We start from the raw sequence: 18,031 nt of genomic DNA, 5'->3' as shown, positions 1-18,031 counted from the left end.
ACCCAAACCCATAGCCCAAACGTTTGGCCCAATCGTTTGGGCTATGATGTGCACGCGCTCGAAACGTCGTCAAGAGCAGCGGCCGAGAGAAGGTAGAACACAGATGGCAGACGGTGCGCGGCCGGTCACCCTGCAGTCCATAGCCAAGGAGCTGGGGCTCCACGTCTCCACGGTCTCGCGCATCCTGAACGGCCCGGCGGCCACCGGGGCGCGGGCCGCATCCACCGCCACCGCCGACCGGGTCCGCCGGCTCGCCGCCGAACTGGGCTACCGGCCCGACCCCCACGCCACCGGGCTGCGCACCCGGCGCAGCAATCTGATCGGCGTGCTCGTGCCCCGCATGTCCGACCTGGTGCTCGCCATGATCCACGAGGGCATCGAGGAAGCGGCCACCGCCAAGGGGCTCTCCACCATCGTGGTCAACACCCTCGACCGGCCCGAGACCCGCCGGGCGCGCACCGACATGCTCATCGCCCGCCGCACCGACGGCCTGATCTTCGGCGATGCCCGGGTGGAGGACGACTTCCTGGCCGAGGTCGCGGCCCGGGGCACACCGTTCGTCCTGGTCAACCGGCACTCGGCGGACCACCCCTCGGTCACCTGCGACGACTGGCTCGGCGGCCGGCTGGCGGCGGACCACCTCCTGGGGCTCGGCCACCGTGACGTCGCGATCATCGCGGGCGAGCCGCACGCCAGCACGGGGGTGGACCGCGTCGGCGGCTTCCTCGAGCGCTGCGCCGAAGCGGGGGTGCCGGTGCCGGGTGACCGGATCGCCCACGGCGGATTCGACACCGCGGCCGGCCGTGCGGCCGCCGACCGTCTGCTGGCCGCGGACCCCGCGCCCACCGCGATCTTCGCCGTCAATGACTTCGCCGCGATCGGCGCCCTGGGGGCGGCGCGGGACCGCGGCCTTCGCGTCGGCGAGGACCTCGCGGTCATGGGCTACAACGACACCCCCCTCGCGGCCGAACTGCCCCTCCCCCTGACCAGCGTGCTGTCCTCGACGCACGAGATGGGACGGCGGGCGCTCGCGATGCTGGTGCGGATCCTGGCGGGGGAACGGCCCCCGTCGGAACGGCTGCGGCCCGTCCTCACCGCCCGGGCCTCCACGGGCTGCTAGGGGGCGTGTCGTCAAAGGGGCGTGTCGTCAAAGCAGCGGCGTACGGGCGGCGTCAGCCGAGGAGTAGGCGTACGGGCGAACTCAGCCGACGTACCGGCGAACTCAGCCGAGGCGGCGTACGGGGGAGCCGTCGAGGAACGCCTGGATGTCCTCGACCGCCTCGCCGTAGTACCTGCGGTAGTTGTCCCGCGTGACATAGCCGAGGTGCGGTGTGGCCAGCAGCCGGGGCGCGGTGCGCAGGGGGTGGTCCGCCGGGAGCGGCTCGATGTCGAACACGTCCACCGCCGCCCCGGCGAAGGACCCCCGCCGCAGCGCGTCGAGGAGCGCGTCCTGGTCGACGATGGCGGCCCGCGAGGTGTTGACGAGATACGCGGTCGGCTTCAGCAGCGCCAACTCACCGGCGCCCAGCAGACCTCGGGTGCGGTCGCTCAGCGCGAGGTGGACGGAGACCACGTCGCTGGAGGCCAACAGCTCCTCCTTGGACCCGGCGAGCGCCACCCCGACCTCGTCGGCCCGCTCCCGGGTCAGGTTCTGGCTCCAGGCCGTCACCTCCATGCCGAAGGCCTGCCCGATCCGCGCCACCCGGCTGCCGATCTTGCCCAGCCCCAGCAGCCCCAGCCGCCGGCCGTGCAGATCTGCCCCGACCGTGCTCTGCCAGGGCCCGCCCGTACGCAGCGCGGTGTTCTCCACGACCAGGCCCCGGGCGAGGCCGAGGATCAACGCCCAGGTCAGCTCGGTCGGCGGGGTCTGGGAGCTGGCCGTGCCGCAGACCGTCACGCCGTGCCGCTCGGCCGCCGCGTAGTCGATCACCGAGTTCCGCATGCCCGAGGCGACCAGCAGCTTCAGCTTCGGCAGCCGGGCGAACAGCGAGGCGGGGAAGGGGACGCGCTCGCGCAGCGTGACGACGAGGTCCATGTCGGCCAGGGCCGCGACAAGCTCGTCCTCGGTGCCGAAGTGCTCGCTGAAGCTCACGACCTCCACCCGGTCCAGGACGGGCGTCCAGTCCGCGCTGCGGAGGGCGGCTCCCTGGAAGTCGTCGAGCACCGCGCAGCGCAGCTTCATCGGGATTCCTCCGTACGAACGTCACCGGCCCGCCTGTGACGCTGTTCCCGGCACAGGTTTATCGGCCATACTGCCAGCCGTGGAGCAGCGCATAGGACCGAGCACCCCGCCCGTGCCCGCCGCCGGGTTCGATCCGGCGTTCATCCCCGGCCTCACGGCCCCACGCCCAACGGAGGAGGAAACCCCGGACGAGAAGGCGGAGCAGCAGCCGCCCCAGGGCGCCGACGCGGCGGCCGAGGCAGAGCCCCGGGCCGTGGACGCGGTGGCCGAGGACGGCGCCGACAACGCCGGCGGCGCCGATGACGCCGAGGCGAAGGCCGGCACGGACGAGGCCGAGACGGCCAAGGGCGTGCGGGACGGGGCCGAGACGGCCGAGGACGCGCCGGAGAAGGCCGCGCCGGACGAGGACGACACCGACGGGCCCGTCTTCGAGGCCGCCGACCGGCGCGCCTCGATCAGCGCCGGCCGTCGCGGTGTCACCCTCCACATGGACGGGGAGACGGCCGAGTTCGACTGGGACGAGGTCGGCGCGGTCGAGATCGACACCCCGCGGTTCGGGCGCCGGTTCTCCGTCACGGTCTACACGACCGCGCGCCGCTGGTACGAGGCCGAGGTCCAGGCGCCGGCCAGGAGCGCGCTGAAGACGTGGACGGCCGAGCTCGACGCGGTGCTGGACGCCTACTTCGAGGACGCCAAGCCGTCGGAGGCCAAACCGTCGGCCGCCAAACCCTCGGCCGCCAAGCCGTCGTCCGCCAAACCCTCGGCCGCCAAACCCTCGGACACCGACTCCTGAGCCACCGACCCCTGAGCCACCGACTCCGGAGCCAGCGCCCCCTGGGCCACCAGCCTCCGCACGGCCATCGGCTCGGCGAGCACCAGGTGCAGCACCTGCCGCGCGTGGTGGACGTGGGGCGTGGCGCCGTGCCGGGCGAGGGCTTCGGGGCCCGTCCACTCCGCCACGACCACCATGTGACCGGGGTTGTTGGGGTCGGCGTAGGGCCGGTAGGCCAGGCAGCCGGGCTCTTCCAGGGACGGCTCGATCAGCGCCTCGAGGGCGGTGCGCAGCCGGTCCTCCCGGCCCGGCCGCGCCACGCACTCGGCGACCACGACGAGGGACATGGCGGTTCTCCTCGCACTGGATCCCACCGTCAGGGGCGGGCCGGGCCGGTGCCCGCGCCGGTGGCGGTGATGGCGGAGGCGATCTCGTCGAGGTCGGCCGGCGTCAGCTCCACCGCGCCCGCCCCGATCCAGCCGTCGACCTGGCCGGGCGTACGGGCGCCCACGATGGCCCCGGTGACGCCGGGCCAGGCCAGCGCCCAGGCGATGGCCACCTCGGCGACGGAGACACCGCGCCGCTCGGCGATCGGCCGCAGCGCGTCGGCCAGCCGCAGATTGGCGGCCAGGCCGGTGGTGAAGTCGGCTTGGGCGGAGCGCCAGTCGTCGGCGGAGAGGTTCGCGGCGCGCTCGGCGGAGAACGCGCCGGTGAGCAGCCCGGACTGGAGCGGGGAGTAGACGATCACGCCGGTGTCATGGGCGTGCGCCCAGGCGATCTCGGCGGCGGCCGAGCGGTTGATCGCCGAGAAGGGCGGCTGGATGACATCGACGTGGGCGATCCGCTCCGCCGCCTCCAGCAGCTCGGGCGAGTGGTTGGACAGGCCGATCGCCCGGACCTTGCCCTCGGCCTTCAGATCGGCCATGACCTGCCAGTACTCCTCCAGCGGCGTGGCGTTCGGGGACACCGCGCCGGAGCCGTCGCCCGCGTACTCCAGCGACTCGCCGGTGTCGGGCCAGTGCACCTGGTACAGGTCGATGTGGTCGACGCCCAGCCGCCGCAGCGAGTCCTCGATCTCGCGCCGCACACTGGCGGGTTTCATGATCCGGCGGGGCGCGGCCTTCGGATCGGCCGGGTCCCAGACCAGCCCGACCTTGGTGAACAGATACGGGCGCTCGGCCTCGGGCAGCCCGGCGACGGCCTTGCCGACCAGTTCCTCGGAGTGGCCGAGCCCGTAGACGGCGGCGGTGTCGATCCAGTTGACGCCGGAGGTGACCGCGTGGCGGATCGCGGCGACCGACTGGGCGTCGTCGGTGGCTCCCCAGCTGAAGCGCCAGTTGGCCCCGGACACCGCCCAGGAGCCGAAGCCGGTCCGGGTGATGTCCATGCCGGTGGTGCCGAGCGGAAGGGCGGGGAGTCCATTGACGGTGGTCGTGCTCATGGGTGGGTGTCTCCTGTGACGAGAAGGGTGGCCGGGGGCCGTGGTGGGCGCCCGGCGGGCCGGAACCGTTCCGGCGAGAGCAACTCTCCTCGTCCGGTCGCGGCGTACCCAGTGGCAGCCGGTGCCTGGGCACGGCATGACCAGGCTGGGCGGCGCGCGGGCCGGGGATACTTGGCGCATGGCATGGGACAGACGCGCGGAACTCGGCGAATTCCTCCGGTCCCGGCGGGCCCGGCTGCGGCCCGAGGAGCTGGGCCTGCCGGGCTACGGCGGCCGCAGGCGGGTCCCGGGCCTGCGCCGGGAGGAGCTGGCCCAGCTGGCCGGGGTGAGCGTCGACCACTACATCCGGCTGGAGCAGGGCCGTACCCTGCACTTCTCCGAGGCGGTCCTGGACGCGGTCGCCCGGGCGCTGCGGCTGGACACCGCGGAGCGCGAGCACCTGTACCGGCTGGCCCGCCCCTGGTCGGACACCGACCGCGCGGACGATACGGACCGTCCGCAGCGCGTACGGACGGGGCTGCGGCGGCTGCTGGACTCGGTGACCGACGTCCCCGCCTATATCGTCGGGCGTAACACGGATGTCCTGGCCTGGAACCACCTCGCCGCCGCCCTGATCACCGATTTCGGCGCGCTGCCGCCCGACCAGCGCAACCTGGCCCGGCTCGTCTTCCTGGACGAGGGGATGCGCAGCCTGTACGCCGACTGGCCCGGCAAGGCCGCCGATGTGGCCGCCTACCTGCGCCTCGACGCGGCCCGCCACCCCGACGACCCGGGGACGGCGGCGCTCCTCGCGGAACTCTCCGCGGCCTGCCCCGAGTTCCGCGAGGTCTGGGCGGAACACCGGCTCAAGGACAAGACCCACGGGCGATACGTCTACCGCCACCCCGTCGTCGGCGAGCTGGACCTGGGCTTCGAGACCCTCCGCCTGCCCGACGACCCGGACCAGGCGCTGATCGCCCACACCGTCGAGGAGGGCTCCCCGTCCGAGACCGCGCTGCGGCTGCTGGCGGCGTGGGCTCAGGAGCGCGTCGAGGACGGCGGCCGGGCGGCGCGCGGCGGCGCGCCGAGCGCCTGCGCGGTCGGGGTGGAGTCCGGCTTGTAGGAGACGGACACCAGCGGCTCGTCCAGGCCGGGGTCGGTGAAGGTCAGCACCAGCACCGGATAGTCGGCCGCGTCATTGCTGCTGGGCTTCGGCGTGGACTGCACCAGGTCCCGCATCCCATAGCCGTTGCGCAGCGCCGAGCGCGGCAGCTCGACCGTGAAGTAGAGCGGATCCGCCCGGGTGACCCGGATCCTGCCGCTCCGCGCCCCGGCGCCCTTGACGGACCGCGGCGACAGCCCGCGGGCCTGTGCCATCAGCCCCTTCCCGTGCGGGGCGCAGACGCGGACCGACACGCTGCCGGGGGCGAGGGGGGTCCGCAGAGAGAGCGGGTGGCGGTCGGTGCTGATCGTCGCGTCGATGGTGAAGCGCATCCTGCCGCCCAGGTGCGACTCCGACGCGTATCCATGGGCGAGCCCGGTCAGCCGGGGGCCTTGGTACTCGACCGGGGGAACGGACACGTCCTTCAGGCAGGGATCGTCGGCGCTCCACGTGGCGGCATCGCCGTCCCCACCGCCGCCCCGCGCGCCGCGACTTCCCGCGTACGCCAGCGCGAGCAGCCCCAGGACCAGCGCCGCGATCAGCGCGTACGACCGCCGCGACACATTCACCCCGCCCCTCCTCGCTCCGCCCCACCCGGCCCGGCCATCCAACCACGTCAGGCGGACATGCCGGCGGGCCGCCCGCCCGGCCCCCGTGGGCACCGGGCGGACGGTTGTCAGTCGTGCTCCCGGAGAGCGATGACCAATCGGCGGCCTTCCTTCGCGTCTCGCCGCATGAGCAGGGAGGCAGTGGTGTGCAGCTCGTTCCATGAATGAGGACGCCCCAGAGCCGCGGCATCAGGAACGGTCGCGACAGCCACAGACACGGCTTGCGCCAACTCGCCCGCACCTGCGAGTGCGTGTGCCAGACATGCGCGGTACCAGGTTTTGTCACGCCGGTACTCGTCGGGCAGCGCGTCCAGACCGGCCGTGATGTGCTCCGCTGCCTCACGCCAATCGCGCAAGTGCAGCGCAGCCATGCCTCGTTGCAGGGTGAACCAAGTCTCGTCGTAGAAATACATCCACACCGGCTCGTCTTCGGGGCGTTCGGACGCCCGGCTGATGAGCCTCTGCGCTTCGTCGAAAAGGCGGTGGGCGTCGCTCGCCTCGCCTTGAAGGGCGTGACCTCGGGCGGCCATCTGCACGGCCATCCCCTGCACGCCGAGAGACGTGCCCGGGGCTGACCAGCGGGCAGCCTCGGCGAGGCGCACGCACCGGGCTCCCCGCCCGCCCGACCAGGCCATGTGCGCCTTCATGCTGAGCGTCGTGGCGGCCATGTTGGCATCTCCGGCTTCCAACGCCCATTCATGTGACCGGTCGTACCAGGCCAGTGCGGCGGCGGTCTGTGCCTGGTCCTGTGCCATCCACGCGAGGAACTGCGCGTGTTCCGAGGCGAGCCGGATGACACGGTCTGCCAATCGGCCACGGGCGCCCGCATACAAGTCGACGACCGTACGCAGCTGCCGGCGCATCACATCGATAAGCGGCCGTGACCCGGTGAAGTCTTCGGCCCTGCGATGCTCGGCAAGCAGGCGATCAAGCCAATCGAGAGTCGCGGCGTCCACACGATGCGACATGTCGACGACGCTCGTCACCCGAGCCAACAGGTCTTCGTCCGGTACGGCCCCAGGGACGGCCACCCCAGTGACCGGGGCCGTGTCCGCGGTCAGTCGCGCCGCTGTGGCTTGCGGATCAGGAGGAAGGTCAAGGCCCGACACGATGCGTTGCCGCACCTCCACAGAGGTCACCTGGCGACGCCCGCGCTCGATGTCGGACACGTCGGATTGGGCCAGCCCGACGCGCTCCCCCAACTTCGTCTGGCTCAGACCAGTGAGCTTCCGGTACGTGCGGAAGACGGCGCCCCAGTCTTCGCTGGTGACCGCCGCTACTAGCTGCGGGTGGGACCACAGGATCTCGGGAATCTCTCCCATTCCCCAAATATAGGGCGGCTCTAAAGAACAACCCGGACCGCTTCAGGCGGTCCTGAGACGGCCGTCCGCCCGCTTCCTTGCCCCGGCGCCGGGCGGACGGCCCTCGAACCCCACTCCGGCCGTTCTCCGAAACGGACAAACCTCTCCGCGTCGAATCCTTATAAGCCATCTCATTTGGTTAAGGTCATGCGCCGCCAGCTCCCCGCCGACGGGATCATTGGCCAAAACGGGGCGCCGCCCGGCCTCTTGGAGGACAATCACTGTGCATGGCCATCGACTATCGCAAGCGCCCCAAAGTCGACTACAGCAAGCAGGTCAAGGCGCCCCCCGCCGCAATCAGCCTGGAGAAGGTCGCCGCCCGGGCTCCGGGGCTGGTCAGCCTCTACAAGACGGCTGCGGTCTCTCTGGCCAAGCACGACGTCGGTGGGCAGCGTGCTGCTGTCTACCTGGTCCTGGACCGCTCCGGGAGCATGCGCCCGTACTACCGTGATGGCTCCGTCCAGCGCTTGGCAGAGCAGACTCTCGCTCTCGCGGCCAACCTCGATGATGACGGGGTGGTGCCGGTCGTGTTCTTCTCCACGTTGGTCGACGGTACCGCTGAGATCAGCCTCGATGCCTACCAGGACCGAATCAACCCTTTGCATGACTCGATGGGTCACATGGGACGCACCAGCTACCACGTCGCGATGCAGGCCGTCATCGACCACTACCAGTCGTGCGGAGCCGACGATCCGGCATTCGTAGTTTTCCAGACCGACGGTTCTCCCACGTCCAGGCCGGCCGCGGAGCACGTACTCTGTACCGCCGCGAAGCTACCGATCTTCTGGCAGTTCGTCGGGTTCGGCAACGACGAATTCCGCTTCCTGCGCAAGCTCGACGACCTGCCGGTGCCGGGTCGGCGCATTGTCGACAACGCCGGGTTCTTCGCCGCCGGCCCGTCGCCGAAGGCTCTCTCCGACGCCGATCTCTACGATCAGTTGCTCCAGGAGTTCCCGCTGTGGCTGGCTGCCGCTCGTACTGCCGGCATCGTAAAAAGCTGAGTGCCCGAGGCATTGGTCGGCCCGCGGCGATCGGCGCCTGCTACGGGGCGAGGCAGCTCACAGGTTCACCGCCTTCTTGATGAGTTCGCCGATCCGCGCCTCGGCGGCGGGGGTCATCTCCGTGAGGGCGAAGGCGGTCGGCCACATGGCGCCGTCGTCGAGGTGTGCCTGGTCGCTGAAGCCGAGGGTGGCGTACCTCGACTTGAACTTCTGCGCGCTCTGGAAGAAGCAGACGACCTTGCCGTTCCTGGCGTACGCGGGCATCCCGTACCAGAGCTTCGGGGCGAGCTCCGGCGCGCCGGCCGTGACGATGGCGTGGACCCGCTCGGCGAGGACGCGGTCCGCCTCAGGCATCTCGGCGATCTTCGCGAGCACCTCGCTCTCCGGGTCCGCCTTGGCCGCGCCCGCGCGGGAGCCGCGGCGGGCGGCCGACTTCAGCTCCTGGGCGCGCTCCTTCATCGCGCTCCGCTCCTCGTCGGTGAAGCCGTCGTACTTCTCGTCGGTCGCGGTGGTGGTCTTGGCGGCGGTCCGGGTGCTCTTCATCGCGGGTTTCCTCTCGTGCGGATCGTGCGGATCTCGCGGATCGTGCGGATCTCGCGGATCGTGCGGATCTCGGTGTGACAACCAGGCTAGGGATCACCCGCGAGGGTGGCTTCTCGAAAACTGACCGGATGGCGCCGGCCGGATGTCGTCCGCCCGGATGGTTCCGGCGTCAGGCGGCCAGGTCGTGCTCGGTCCGGCGGCCGACCCGGGACCGGAGGGCCAGGGTCGCGGCCGAGGTCAGGACGCCGGCGAGGAGGGCGCTCCACCACAGGACGGCGGGGCTCAGGGAGGTGTAGACGGTGACGCCGAGGGTGAGGGCGCCGAACCGGGCCACTCCCCAGGTCCACTGGAAGGCGCCCTGGTAGCGGCCGCGGGCGTGGGCCGGGGCGAGGTCGGCGATCATGGCGGCGGCGATCCCCGCGACCACGACCTCGCCGAGGGACCAGACGACCACGGACACGGTGTACCCGGCGACGCTGTCCGCCACGCCGGTCAGGGCCACGCCCACGGCGATCAGCACGCTGCCCGCCGCCTGCACGGGGAGCTGCGGGAGCCGGGCGAGGGTGGCGGTGGCGAGCGGCTGGAGTGCGACCACGAACACCGCGTTGACCGCGGCCATCGCGCCGTAGACGGCCGGGGAGAGCCCGCTGTCGCGGATGGCCAGCGGCAGGGCGACCTCGGTCAGCGAGTAGACGAAGAGCTGGATCCCGAACAGCGGGAGCAGGGCGAGCAGCAGGCGGTCGCGCAGGACGACTCCGTAGCCGACGCCGTCCGCCACCGGGGCCTTCTCCTGCCGGGCGGGGCGGGTCTCGCGCAGCCGGGTGGCGACGATCGCCGCGTAGATCAGCATGGTGGCCACATCGACGGTGAACAGCAGCCAGTAGCCGTGCGCGGCGAGGAAGCCGCCGAGGACGCCGGCCGCGGCCGTGCCGATGTTGACGCCCCAGCCGAAGAGCGCGTACGCCCGCTGCCGGCGGCCCGCGTCCACCGAGTCGGCCAGCAGGGCGTACGCGGCCGGGCCGATCATCGCGCCCGCCGCGCTGATCAGCAGGGCGGCGGCCGCCATCGTCGCCGCCCCCGGCGCCGCGAACAGCGCGCCCTGCGCGGCGGACGCGCCCAGGAGGCCGATCAGCATCGTGGAGCGGCGGCCGATCCGGTCGGCGAGCAGGCCGCCGAGCGCCGGGCCCAGGAGGTTGCCGGCGCCCAGCGCGCCCAGGACAAAGGTGGTCTCGGCGCCGGTGACGCCGCGCGCCGCCAGGAAGAAGACCAGGAAGGGGGTGACGAGGTAACCGAGCCGGTTGACGATCGTGCCGGCGAAGACGGTCCAGACGGCGGGCGGCAGGCCGCGGAATGTGGAGAGCATGCGTGGAGCCTGCGGGGTGACCCGGCCGCCCTCCTATTGATTAAGGTGAGACCGAATCCACCGGAAGGATCGGCTGGAGACCTGGAGGATCGGCTGGAGACCGAGAGGATCGTATGGAGACCGGGCTCAGCTTTTCCGCCGCGGACCTGGCACAGACCCGCTTCGCGGTCTCTCCGATGTGGGAGGTCGTCACCAGTTTCCGGCTGCTGCGCGGCACCGAGGGCGAGCCGCCACCGCACCGGCGGTGGATGGCGCAGGTCCGGCCGCGGCTCGCGGAGGCGGGGCTCGACCGCGGCTGGCTCGCCACGCTGATCCCCGAACGCGCCTATCTCGCGGACTTCCTCAACCCCACCCCCGAGACACCCTTCCCCATGCTCGCCGCCGAGCTGGACGCGATCCGGCACACCCCGGCGGAGCGCGTACGCATCGACCTGGACAGGCTGGGCGCCGAGCGCGACCTGAGCAGATCGCCCCGGATCCGGCTGCTCAGGGAGGCCCCCGAAGCGACGCTGCGTAAGGTCGCCGCCGAGATCGAGACGTACTGGGAGCTGGCCCTCGCCCCGTACTGGGACCGGATCCGGCAGCTGCTCGAAGCCGATGTCTTCCACCGGGCCCGGCAGGTGGCCGAGCACGGCGCCGGACACGTCCTCGGCGAGCTGCACGAGACCGTCCGCTGGGACGACGGCACCCTGCGTCTGGTGCGCCGCCACTGCGCGCTGAGCCGGTCGGAGGCCGGGGCGGGCCTGCTGCTGGTGCCCTCCGCCTTCGCCTGGCCCCGGGTGTTCACCCGCTCCGTGCCCCCCGACCCCCCGCAACTCGCCTATCCCGCCCGAGGCATCGGCACCCTCTGGGAGCCGCGGAACGCCGGGTCGGTCGACGCGGTCGCGGCGGTCCTGGGGCGGTCCCGCGCCCTGCTCCTCGCGGAGCTGGACACCCCCGCCTCGACGACACGGCTCGCGGAGCGGTTCGGGATGTCGGCGGCCGGGGTGTCGCAGCACCTCACCGTGCTGCGCGGCGCGGGCCTGGTGACGGCACACCGGACGGGGCGTTCGGTGCTGTACGCGCGCACGGCGGTGGCCGACGCGCTGATGGCGCCCGCGGACAGCGTCGCGGTGGGCTGCTGAGGCTCCGCCCGGGGCGGGGGACGCCCGGGGCGGTCCCGGCGGCCGTGAGACCGCCGGGACCGCCCGAGGCGGGCGGCCGTGAAACCGCCGTGAAACCGCGGTGATCCCGGCCCCGCACATCCTCACCGCATGACGACTTCCCGACCCGCCCGGGCCATCACGGCGACCGGGCTGCGCAAGGCGTACGGCGAGCAGGTGGTGCTCGACGGCATCGATCTGGACATCCCCGAGGGCACGGTCTTCTCGCTGCTCGGGCCCAACGGCGCGGGCAAGACCACCATGGTGCAGATCCTGTCCACCCTGATCCGGGCCGACGGCGGCGAGTTCCGCGTGGCCGGGCACGATCCGGCGCAGGAGCCCGACGCGGTGCGGGCCGCGATCGGGGTGACCGGACAGTTCTCGGCCGTGGACAACCTGCTGACCGGCGAGGAGAACCTGCTGCTGATGGCGGACCTGCACCGCCTCGGCCGGCGCGAGGGGCGGCGGCGGGCCGCCGAGCTGCTGGAGCGGTTCGACCTCGTCGAGGCGGCCGGGAAGACGCCCGCCACCTACTCGGGCGGGATGCGGCGGCGGCTCGACCTCGCGATGACGCTGGTCGGCGAGCCTCGCGTCATCTTCCTCGACGAGCCGACCACCGGCCTCGACCCGCGCAGCCGGCACACCATGTGGCAGATCGTCCGGGACCTGGTGGCGGGCGGGGTCACGGTGTTCCTGACCACGCAGTACCTGGAGGAGGCCGACGAGCTGGCCGACCGGATCGCGGTGCTCAACGGCGGAAAGCTGGTCGCGGAGGGGACGGCGGAGGAGCTCAAGCGGCGGATCCCCGGCGGGCATGTGCGGCTGCGGTTCACCCGGCCGGAGGATCTGGAGCGGGCCGCCCGGGCCCTCGGCGAGGTGTCGCGCGACGACGAGGCGCTCACCCTCCAGGTGCCGAGCGACGGCAGTGTCCGGGAGCTGAGGTCCCTGCTCGACTGGCTGGACGCCGAGTCGGTCGAGGCCGAGGAGCTGTCCGTGCACACCCCCGACCTCGACGACGTCTTCTTCGCCCTGACCGGCAACCCGGCCCAGCAGCCCCAGCCCACCGCACGGAAGGTGAACGCGTGATGAGCGGCGCCCTGATCCACCCCTTCAGCGACTCGATGACAATGCTGCGGCGCAACCTGAAGCACGCGCTGCGCTACCCCGCCATGACGATCACCGTCGCCGCGATGCCGGTCGTCATGCTGCTGCTGTTCGTCTACGTCTTCGGGGGCGCCCTGGGCACCGGTGTCGGCCCGATGGGCGGGTCGGGCGGCGACGCGGACTACATCGACTACGCCGCCCCCGGCATCATCCTGATGGCGGCCACCTCCGGGTCGCTGGCGATGGCGGTGTCCATCTCCGTCGACATGACCGAGGGCATCATCAACCGCTTCCGGACGATGGCGATCTCGCGGGCCTCGGTGCTCGTCGGACACGTCGTCGGCAGCGTGCTCCAGACGCTGGTCGCCATCACGCTGGTCACCGGGCTCGCGCTGGTCATGGGGTTCCGCCCGAACGCCACCGTCGTCGAGTGGCTCGCCGTACTCGGCCTGCTGACGCTGGTCACCGTCGCGCTCACCTGGCTGTCGGCCGCCATGGGGCTGGCGTGCAGGAGCCCCGAGACCGCGAGCAACGCGCCCATGCCGCTGCAGTTCCTGCCGTTCCTCGGCAGCGCGATCGTCCCCACGGACTCGATGCCGACCGGGCTGCGCTGGTTCGCCGAGTACCAGCCGTACACGCCGATCATCGAGACGCTGCGGGGACTGCTGATGGGCACGGGGATCGGGAACAGCGGCATCATCGCGGTGGCCTGGTGCGTGGGCCTCGCCGTGGTCGGGTTCCTCTGGGCGCGGGCGTTGTTCAGGCGGGAGCCCCGGCGCTAGCCGTACTCGCGCGGAGCTGCCGTGAGGGGTTCGATCGCGGCGAGCGCGGCGGCCCGCAGATCGTCCCGCCCCAGGGCGGCGTACGAGGACACCGCGTCCTCGTACGCCGCCCTGTCGGCCTGTTCGGCCGCGCGGCGGGCGCGGGCCGAGGACATGGTCGGCTGGAATCCGCGCAGGAAGCGGAACCGCTCCGCCAGAGCGATCAGCCGGGCCCCGGACGCACCGGCCCCGGACGCACCGGCCCCGGACGCACCGGCCTCGGGCGCACGGGCCCCGGACGCACCGGCCCCGGACGCACGGGCGCCGGACGCACGGGCGCCCGCGTCGCCGGTGCGCCCCGCGCGGTCGAGCTCCACCATGGCCACCGCCAGCAGCAGCGCGCCGCACACCGGGAGCTCCATCAGATAGGCCGGGGGCTTCTCCACGGGGTGGCTGAGCATTGTCCACAGCTTGTGGGGAAGTGCCCCGGCGGTCTTCTCGATCAGGTCCACCCGGCCGTGGTGCGCGTGGGCGATCACGGCGGCGGCCTCGACCTCCAGGGTCCAGGGCTCCAGGCCGGGCGGGTCGGTGCGGTAGAGCGTGTTCTCGTCGCTGCGCGACGCCTCGACTGCCCGCCGCCACTGGCGCAGACCGGTCTCGGTGTCGCCGCGCGCGAGGGCCAGTTCCGCCCGTGTGCCGAGGTCGAAGATGACCACACCGACCGTCTCGTCCCTCCGGTCCGACGTGGTCAACGGCAGCCAGCGCTCCGCCTCGTCGATGGCGCCGAGCTGCAGGTTGACGAGGCTCAACGCCGCCCTGACGCCGGATATGTCCCCCCACGGCATGCACTCCTCCAGCAGCCGCAGCGCCTCCTCCCCATGGCGCCTGCCCTCCTCGCCCCGTTCGGCCTGGAGGCACAGCTCCCCGATCCGGGAGTGGGCGAGGACCTGGACCCAGGCGGCGCTCCGGCCCGCGAACGCGTCAAGCATCTCCCGGGCGGCCCGCAGTGCGCCGTCCAAGTCGCCCGCCCGCTCCAGGACGTAGCTCGCGACGGCATTGGCGACGCCGGCCAGCAGCGGCTCGCCGCTCTCGCACAGCGCGCGCAGCGGGGCGGGGTCCGGGCCCAGCACCTCGGGCGCGGCGGCCAGGACGGTCGCGACGGCCCGCAGGAGGGTGTCGGGCGGGGCGGGCGGCAGCCGGCGCAGGGTGGCGAGCGGACGGCCGGCGCGCAGCCCGACGACGGTGAAGGTGTTCGCGGTGAACAGCGCCGTGGCGGTCCGGGTGGCCTCGACGAGCGCGGGGTCGGGCCCCCGCTCGGGCCGGAAGTGCGACAGCAGCCGGCTGGTCTCGTCGGCCAGCACGGCCACGCGCGCGTAGTTGCCCTCGACGGTCCACAGGCTCGCGAGCACCGCGGAGACCGCCGCGACCGCCGCCCCGTCGGCCCGGGCGAGGCCGTGCCGCAGGGCGTGGACGAGGTTGTCCTGCTCGGCCCGGATCCGGTCGAGGGCCGCGAAGGGCTCGGGCGCGTGGGGCCCTTCGTGGTGCGCGACGCCGAAGTCGCGGGCCCACGCGACGAAACGGCCGAGCACCCGGTCGGTGTCCCCGGCCGCCTCCCGGTGTGCGGTGCTGAACTCCCGTACGGTCTCCAGCATCCGGAAGCGCGCCCCCGAGGGGGTGTCGGCGACCTTGAGCAGCGACTGGTCGGTCAGGTCCGCCAGCACCTCCAGGGTGTCGCCGTCCTCTCCCGGGCGCGCGTCGCCGTCCTCGCCCAGCAGGTGGCGTGCGGCGTCGGCCATGAACCCGCCGGGGAAGACGGACAGCGCCCGCAGCGCCGCCCGCCCGGCCGGGTCCAGCAGGTTCCAGCTCCAGTCGACGACGGCGTGCAGCGTACGGTGGCGGTCGGGCGCGTCCCGGGCGCCGCCGCGCAGCAGGGCGAAGCGGTCCTCCAGGCGCCGGGCGATCTCCGCGACCGACATGACCCGGACCCGCGCGGCCGCCAGCTCCACCGCGAGCGGCAGCCCGTCCAGGTGGCGGCACAGCTCCTCCACCGCCTCCCTGGGCAGCTCGGCCCCGGGGCGCACGGCCCGCGCCCGCTGCTCGAACAGCTCGACGGTCGTGGCGAGGCTCAGCTCCGGCAGCGGGTACACGGCCTCCGAGGAGAGGCCGAGGGGCGCCCGGCTGGTGGTGAGCACCCGCAGGTCCTGGGTGGTGGACACCAGGTGGCGTACGAGGTCGGCGGCGCCGCGTATGACGTGCTCGCAGTTGTCCAGCACCAGCAGGAGGGGCCCGGTGCCGAGGGCGGCCGCGATGCCGGTGAGGAGGTCCGTCGGCAGACCCAGAGGGCCGGCGGAGGCGGGCAGCACCTCGCCGACGCCGAGAGCCGAGGCGACCTCCCTGACCACGTCCTCGTCGGAGGTGACGCCCGCGAGCCCGACGAAGTACACGGCGCGCCGCCCCGCCCGGCGGCTCACGGCGTGCGCCAGCCGCGTCTTGCCCAGGCCGCCGGGGCCGACGACCGAGGCGACCCGGGATGCCTCCAGCAGGTCCGCGACGGCGGCGATGTCGTCGTCGCGGCCGAGCAGCGGATTGGGCTCGTGCGGGACGCCGTGGCGCACCACGGGCGCCTCGCCGCGCAGCAGTTCCTCGTGCACGGCCCGGAGCGCGGGTCCCGGGTCGGTGCCGAGTTCCTCGCGCAGCGCCCGGCGGTAGGCGTCGTACCTGGCCAGCGCAGCGGAGGGGCCCAGGGTGGCCGCCTCGCAGCGCAGCAGCTCCAGCAGCACCTCCTCGTCCCGGGGCCGCTCGCGGGCCAGTTCGGCCAGCGGCTCGGCCGCCTCGGCCCGCCGGCCGAGCCGGGACAGGGCCAGCGCGCGGGCGCGCGCCAGCGTCCGGTAGGTCGCGGCCCGCTCAGCGCGCAGCGCGGCCACGGGGTCCTTCTCGGCCACCGGGTCCCCGGCCTCCGACCCCCCGGCCGCCGTGCCCGGCGCCCCGCCGGCGGCCGCGCCGCCCGGGCCGCCGGCCCACAGCGCGAGGCCCGCCTCGGCGTGCGCGAGCGCCGCGGCGTGGTCGCCGGCGCGCGCGTGCCGCGCGCTCGCGGCCGCGCGGAGGAGCACCGCGGAGCTGTCGACCCGGTCCTCGGGCAGGGCGAGGCGGTAGCCGGTGGGGGTGCTGGCGATCACGTCGGCGCCGAGCTGGGCGCGGGCGCGGGAGACCAGGATCTGGAGCGCCTTGGTCGGGTTCTCCGGCCGCTCCGCCTCCGGCCAGAGCCCCTCCACCAGCCGCGCGGTGCCGCAGCCGGTGCGCAGGTCGCCCGCGAGCAGGGCGAGCAGGGCGAGCAGGCCGCGCAGCCGGGGACCGGTGATCTCGCGGCCGCGGCAGGATACCCGCGTCAGCAGGGCCAGTTCGGTGGTCACCGGGTCAGGTTAGCCAGCGGGGGCAGGGGGTTTGCGGTGAGTATGGGACAGCGACACGCCGACGGCACGGCGTGTCGCTGTCCCATACTCACCGCAGAATCCGCGACCAGTGGCGCGGCCGTACGGTCAGGGCTCGACCGGCCCCAGGCCCTTCGTCTCGGCGGTGGCCGCGCGGAGGGCGGGCGCCGCGCCCTCGAAGTAGCGGCGCAGCACCCGCAGTTCCTCGTCGCTGAAGTCGTCGAAGACCTCGGCCATACGGCGGCGGGCCGGGCCGAACGCCTTCTCGTCCTCCTCCTCGGGGACGGGCACGGCGGCCACGACGACCCGTCGCCGGTCGGCCGGGTCGGGGCCGCGGCTGACCCGGCCGGCCCGCTCCAGCCGGTCGACGAGGCGGGTGGTGGCGCTCTGGGACAGCCCGATCCGCTCGGCCAGGACGCCGGTGGTGAGCGGGCCCGCGAGCTGAAGGGCGTTGAGGGCGTAGAGGTCGGTGGGGTTCTGCCCGAGGGCGTCGGCCGCCGCCTGCCCGTGCAGCACGACGGCGGTGAGGTACGTGCGGTAGACGCCCGCCAGCTCTTCCAGCAGCGGTCCGCGTTCCTGGTCGGCCATGGTGTCGTGCCTTCCTTCCGGCATGTCGTCCCCCACCCCTTGCCAATTTCATGCACCCCTGCATATATTGCATGCACGCAAGCAATCTTATCAGTCAGTGAGCCAGTCCAGGAGGAGCAGTATGAGCACCCTCGCGACCACCACCACCGACGCCGCCGCCGTCCGCGCCCTCTTCGAGGTCAACAGCCGGGCCTGGGGGGACACCGAGGCCTTCGCCGGCACCTTCACCGAGGACGCCGACTACGTGACCTTCTTCGGCGGCCGCATGACCGGCCGGCACGCCATCGCCGAAGGGCACCGCGGGCTGTTCGAGGGCGTGCTGAAGGGCTCCCGGCTGTACGCCGAGATCGAGGACCTGGCCTTCCCCGCCCCCGGCATCGCCCTGGTCCACTCGCGCGGCGCCGTCCTCAAGGGCAAGCGGACCAGGCCCTCCGCGCGGGCCCTGTCGGTGCAGACGTACGTGATGACGCGCGGCGCCGACGGACGCTGGCTGATCCGCGCCTTCCAGAACACCCGCCACCGCCCGCGCGTCGAGGCGTTCAGCAACTGGCTGGCCGACAGGTTCGGCCCACGCGGGAAGTGACCCCCTGCGGACG

General features: G+C 73.1%; 17 protein-coding genes. 8 read left to right on the top strand and 9 right to left on the bottom strand.

Features of this window, described 5'->3' with window-relative positions:
* The first annotated feature begins 103 nt into the window (after positions 1–103).
* Positions 104–1,120 carry a LacI family DNA-binding transcriptional regulator gene (locus ABFY07_RS38075; RefSeq protein WP_065962387.1) on the top strand — a complete coding sequence of 339 codons (1,017 nt, stop codon included), beginning with the start codon at positions 104–106 and terminating at the stop codon, positions 1,118–1,120.
* A 102-nt stretch (positions 1,121–1,222) separates the two neighbouring features.
* Here the strand turns inward: ABFY07_RS38075 and ABFY07_RS38070 are convergent, their stop codons facing one another.
* Entirely contained in the window at positions 1,223–2,182 is a 960-nt protein-coding gene (locus ABFY07_RS38070; protein ID WP_346178861.1) for a D-2-hydroxyacid dehydrogenase family protein, read from the bottom strand.
* Between the two features lie 79 nt (positions 2,183–2,261).
* On the opposite strand from ABFY07_RS38070, the gene ABFY07_RS38065 reads away from it, so the two are divergent.
* The gene (locus ABFY07_RS38065; protein WP_346178860.1) at positions 2,262–2,975 is read left to right on the top strand and encodes a hypothetical protein; all 714 of its coding nucleotides are present in this window, start codon (positions 2,262–2,264) and stop codon (positions 2,973–2,975) included.
* Here the strand turns inward: ABFY07_RS38065 and ABFY07_RS38060 are convergent.
* On the bottom strand, positions 2,861–3,301 hold the full coding sequence (locus ABFY07_RS38060) for a putative quinol monooxygenase (protein WP_346178859.1): 441 nt from the start codon (positions 3,299–3,301) through the stop codon (positions 2,861–2,863). The two genes, ABFY07_RS38065 and ABFY07_RS38060, sit on opposite strands and share 115 nt — an antisense overlap.
* A 29-nt stretch (positions 3,302–3,330) precedes the next feature.
* On the bottom strand, positions 3,331–4,395 hold the full coding sequence (locus tag ABFY07_RS38055) for an aldo/keto reductase (protein WP_346178858.1): 1,065 nt from the start codon (positions 4,393–4,395) through the stop codon (positions 3,331–3,333).
* A 178-nt stretch (positions 4,396–4,573) separates the two neighbouring features.
* Here ABFY07_RS38055 and ABFY07_RS38050 point away from each other — a divergent pair, with 178 nt between their 5' ends.
* The gene (locus tag ABFY07_RS38050) at positions 4,574–5,497 is read left to right on the top strand and encodes a helix-turn-helix transcriptional regulator (protein WP_346178857.1); all 924 of its coding nucleotides are present in this window, start codon (positions 4,574–4,576) and stop codon (positions 5,495–5,497) included.
* On the opposite strand, the gene ABFY07_RS38045 is transcribed toward ABFY07_RS38050, so the two are convergent.
* Positions 5,413–6,105, bottom strand: coding sequence for a hypothetical protein (locus ABFY07_RS38045; RefSeq protein WP_346178856.1), 693 nt, complete (start codon positions 6,103–6,105; stop codon positions 5,413–5,415). The two genes, ABFY07_RS38050 and ABFY07_RS38045, sit on opposite strands and share 85 nt — an antisense overlap.
* 107 nt (positions 6,106–6,212) lie before the next feature.
* A complete protein-coding gene (locus ABFY07_RS38040) occupies positions 6,213–7,466 on the bottom strand; it encodes an NsdA family TPR-like regulatory protein (protein WP_346178855.1) in 1,254 nt (417 codons plus the stop codon).
* A 266-nt stretch (positions 7,467–7,732) separates the two neighbouring features.
* On the opposite strand from ABFY07_RS38040, the gene ABFY07_RS38035 reads away from it, so the two are divergent.
* Entirely contained in the window at positions 7,733–8,506 is a 774-nt protein-coding gene (locus tag ABFY07_RS38035; protein WP_346178854.1) for a vWA domain-containing protein, read from the top strand.
* Positions 8,507–8,563: 57 nt separating this feature from the next.
* Here ABFY07_RS38035 and ABFY07_RS38030 read toward each other — a convergent pair whose 3' ends face one another.
* Both ABFY07_RS38030 and ABFY07_RS38025 read right to left on the bottom strand, forming a co-directional pair.
* Complete coding sequence (locus tag ABFY07_RS38030; protein WP_346178853.1) at positions 8,564–9,049, bottom strand: iron chaperone; 486 nt, start codon at positions 9,047–9,049, stop codon at positions 8,564–8,566.
* Between the two features lie 169 nt (positions 9,050–9,218).
* The gene (locus tag ABFY07_RS38025) at positions 9,219–10,412 is read right to left on the bottom strand and encodes an MFS transporter (RefSeq protein ID WP_346178852.1); all 1,194 of its coding nucleotides are present in this window, start codon (positions 10,410–10,412) and stop codon (positions 9,219–9,221) included.
* A 113-nt stretch (positions 10,413–10,525) separates the two neighbouring features.
* Here ABFY07_RS38025 and ABFY07_RS38020 point away from each other — a divergent pair, with 113 nt between their 5' ends.
* The 3 genes from ABFY07_RS38020 to ABFY07_RS38010 all read left to right on the top strand — a co-directional run bounded on the left by ABFY07_RS38020 (position 10,526) and on the right by ABFY07_RS38010 (position 13,440).
* Positions 10,526–11,536 carry an ArsR/SmtB family transcription factor gene (locus ABFY07_RS38020; protein ID WP_346178851.1) on the top strand — a complete coding sequence of 337 codons (1,011 nt, stop codon included), beginning with the start codon at positions 10,526–10,528 and terminating at the stop codon, positions 11,534–11,536.
* Positions 11,537–11,665: 129 nt separating this feature from the next.
* Positions 11,666–12,640, top strand: a complete 975-nt coding sequence (locus tag ABFY07_RS38015; protein ID WP_346178850.1) for an ATP-binding cassette domain-containing protein — start codon at positions 11,666–11,668, stop codon at positions 12,638–12,640.
* Positions 12,640–13,440, top strand: a complete 801-nt coding sequence (locus tag ABFY07_RS38010; protein WP_346178849.1) for an ABC transporter permease — start codon at positions 12,640–12,642, stop codon at positions 13,438–13,440. The genes ABFY07_RS38015 and ABFY07_RS38010 overlap by 1 nt, the downstream gene beginning before the upstream one ends.
* Here ABFY07_RS38010 and ABFY07_RS38005 read toward each other — a convergent pair.
* Entirely contained in the window at positions 13,437–16,829 is a 3,393-nt protein-coding gene (locus ABFY07_RS38005) for an ATP-binding protein (RefSeq protein WP_346178848.1), read from the bottom strand. The genes ABFY07_RS38010 and ABFY07_RS38005 overlap by 4 nt on opposite strands.
* 126 nt (positions 16,830–16,955) lie before the next feature.
* On the bottom strand, positions 16,956–17,459 hold the full coding sequence (locus ABFY07_RS38000; protein WP_346178847.1) for a MarR family winged helix-turn-helix transcriptional regulator: 504 nt from the start codon (positions 17,457–17,459) through the stop codon (positions 16,956–16,958).
* A gap of 97 nt (positions 17,460–17,556) precedes the next feature.
* On the opposite strand from ABFY07_RS38000, the gene ABFY07_RS37995 reads away from it, so the two are divergent.
* Positions 17,557–18,018 carry an SgcJ/EcaC family oxidoreductase gene (locus ABFY07_RS37995; RefSeq protein ID WP_346178846.1) on the top strand — a complete coding sequence of 154 codons (462 nt, stop codon included), beginning with the start codon at positions 17,557–17,559 and terminating at the stop codon, positions 18,016–18,018.
* Positions 18,019–18,031: the final 13 nt, after the last annotated feature.

Origin of the sequence: Streptomyces sparsogenes subsp. cuspidosporus (assembly GCF_039532705.1) — a bacterium.
In the GTDB taxonomy this organism is placed as follows: Bacteria; Actinomycetota; Actinomycetes; order Streptomycetales; family Streptomycetaceae; genus Streptomyces; species Streptomyces sparsogenes.
Note: the sequence above shows the minus strand (reverse complement) of the source record. Positions and strands in the feature narration are given on the sequence as shown.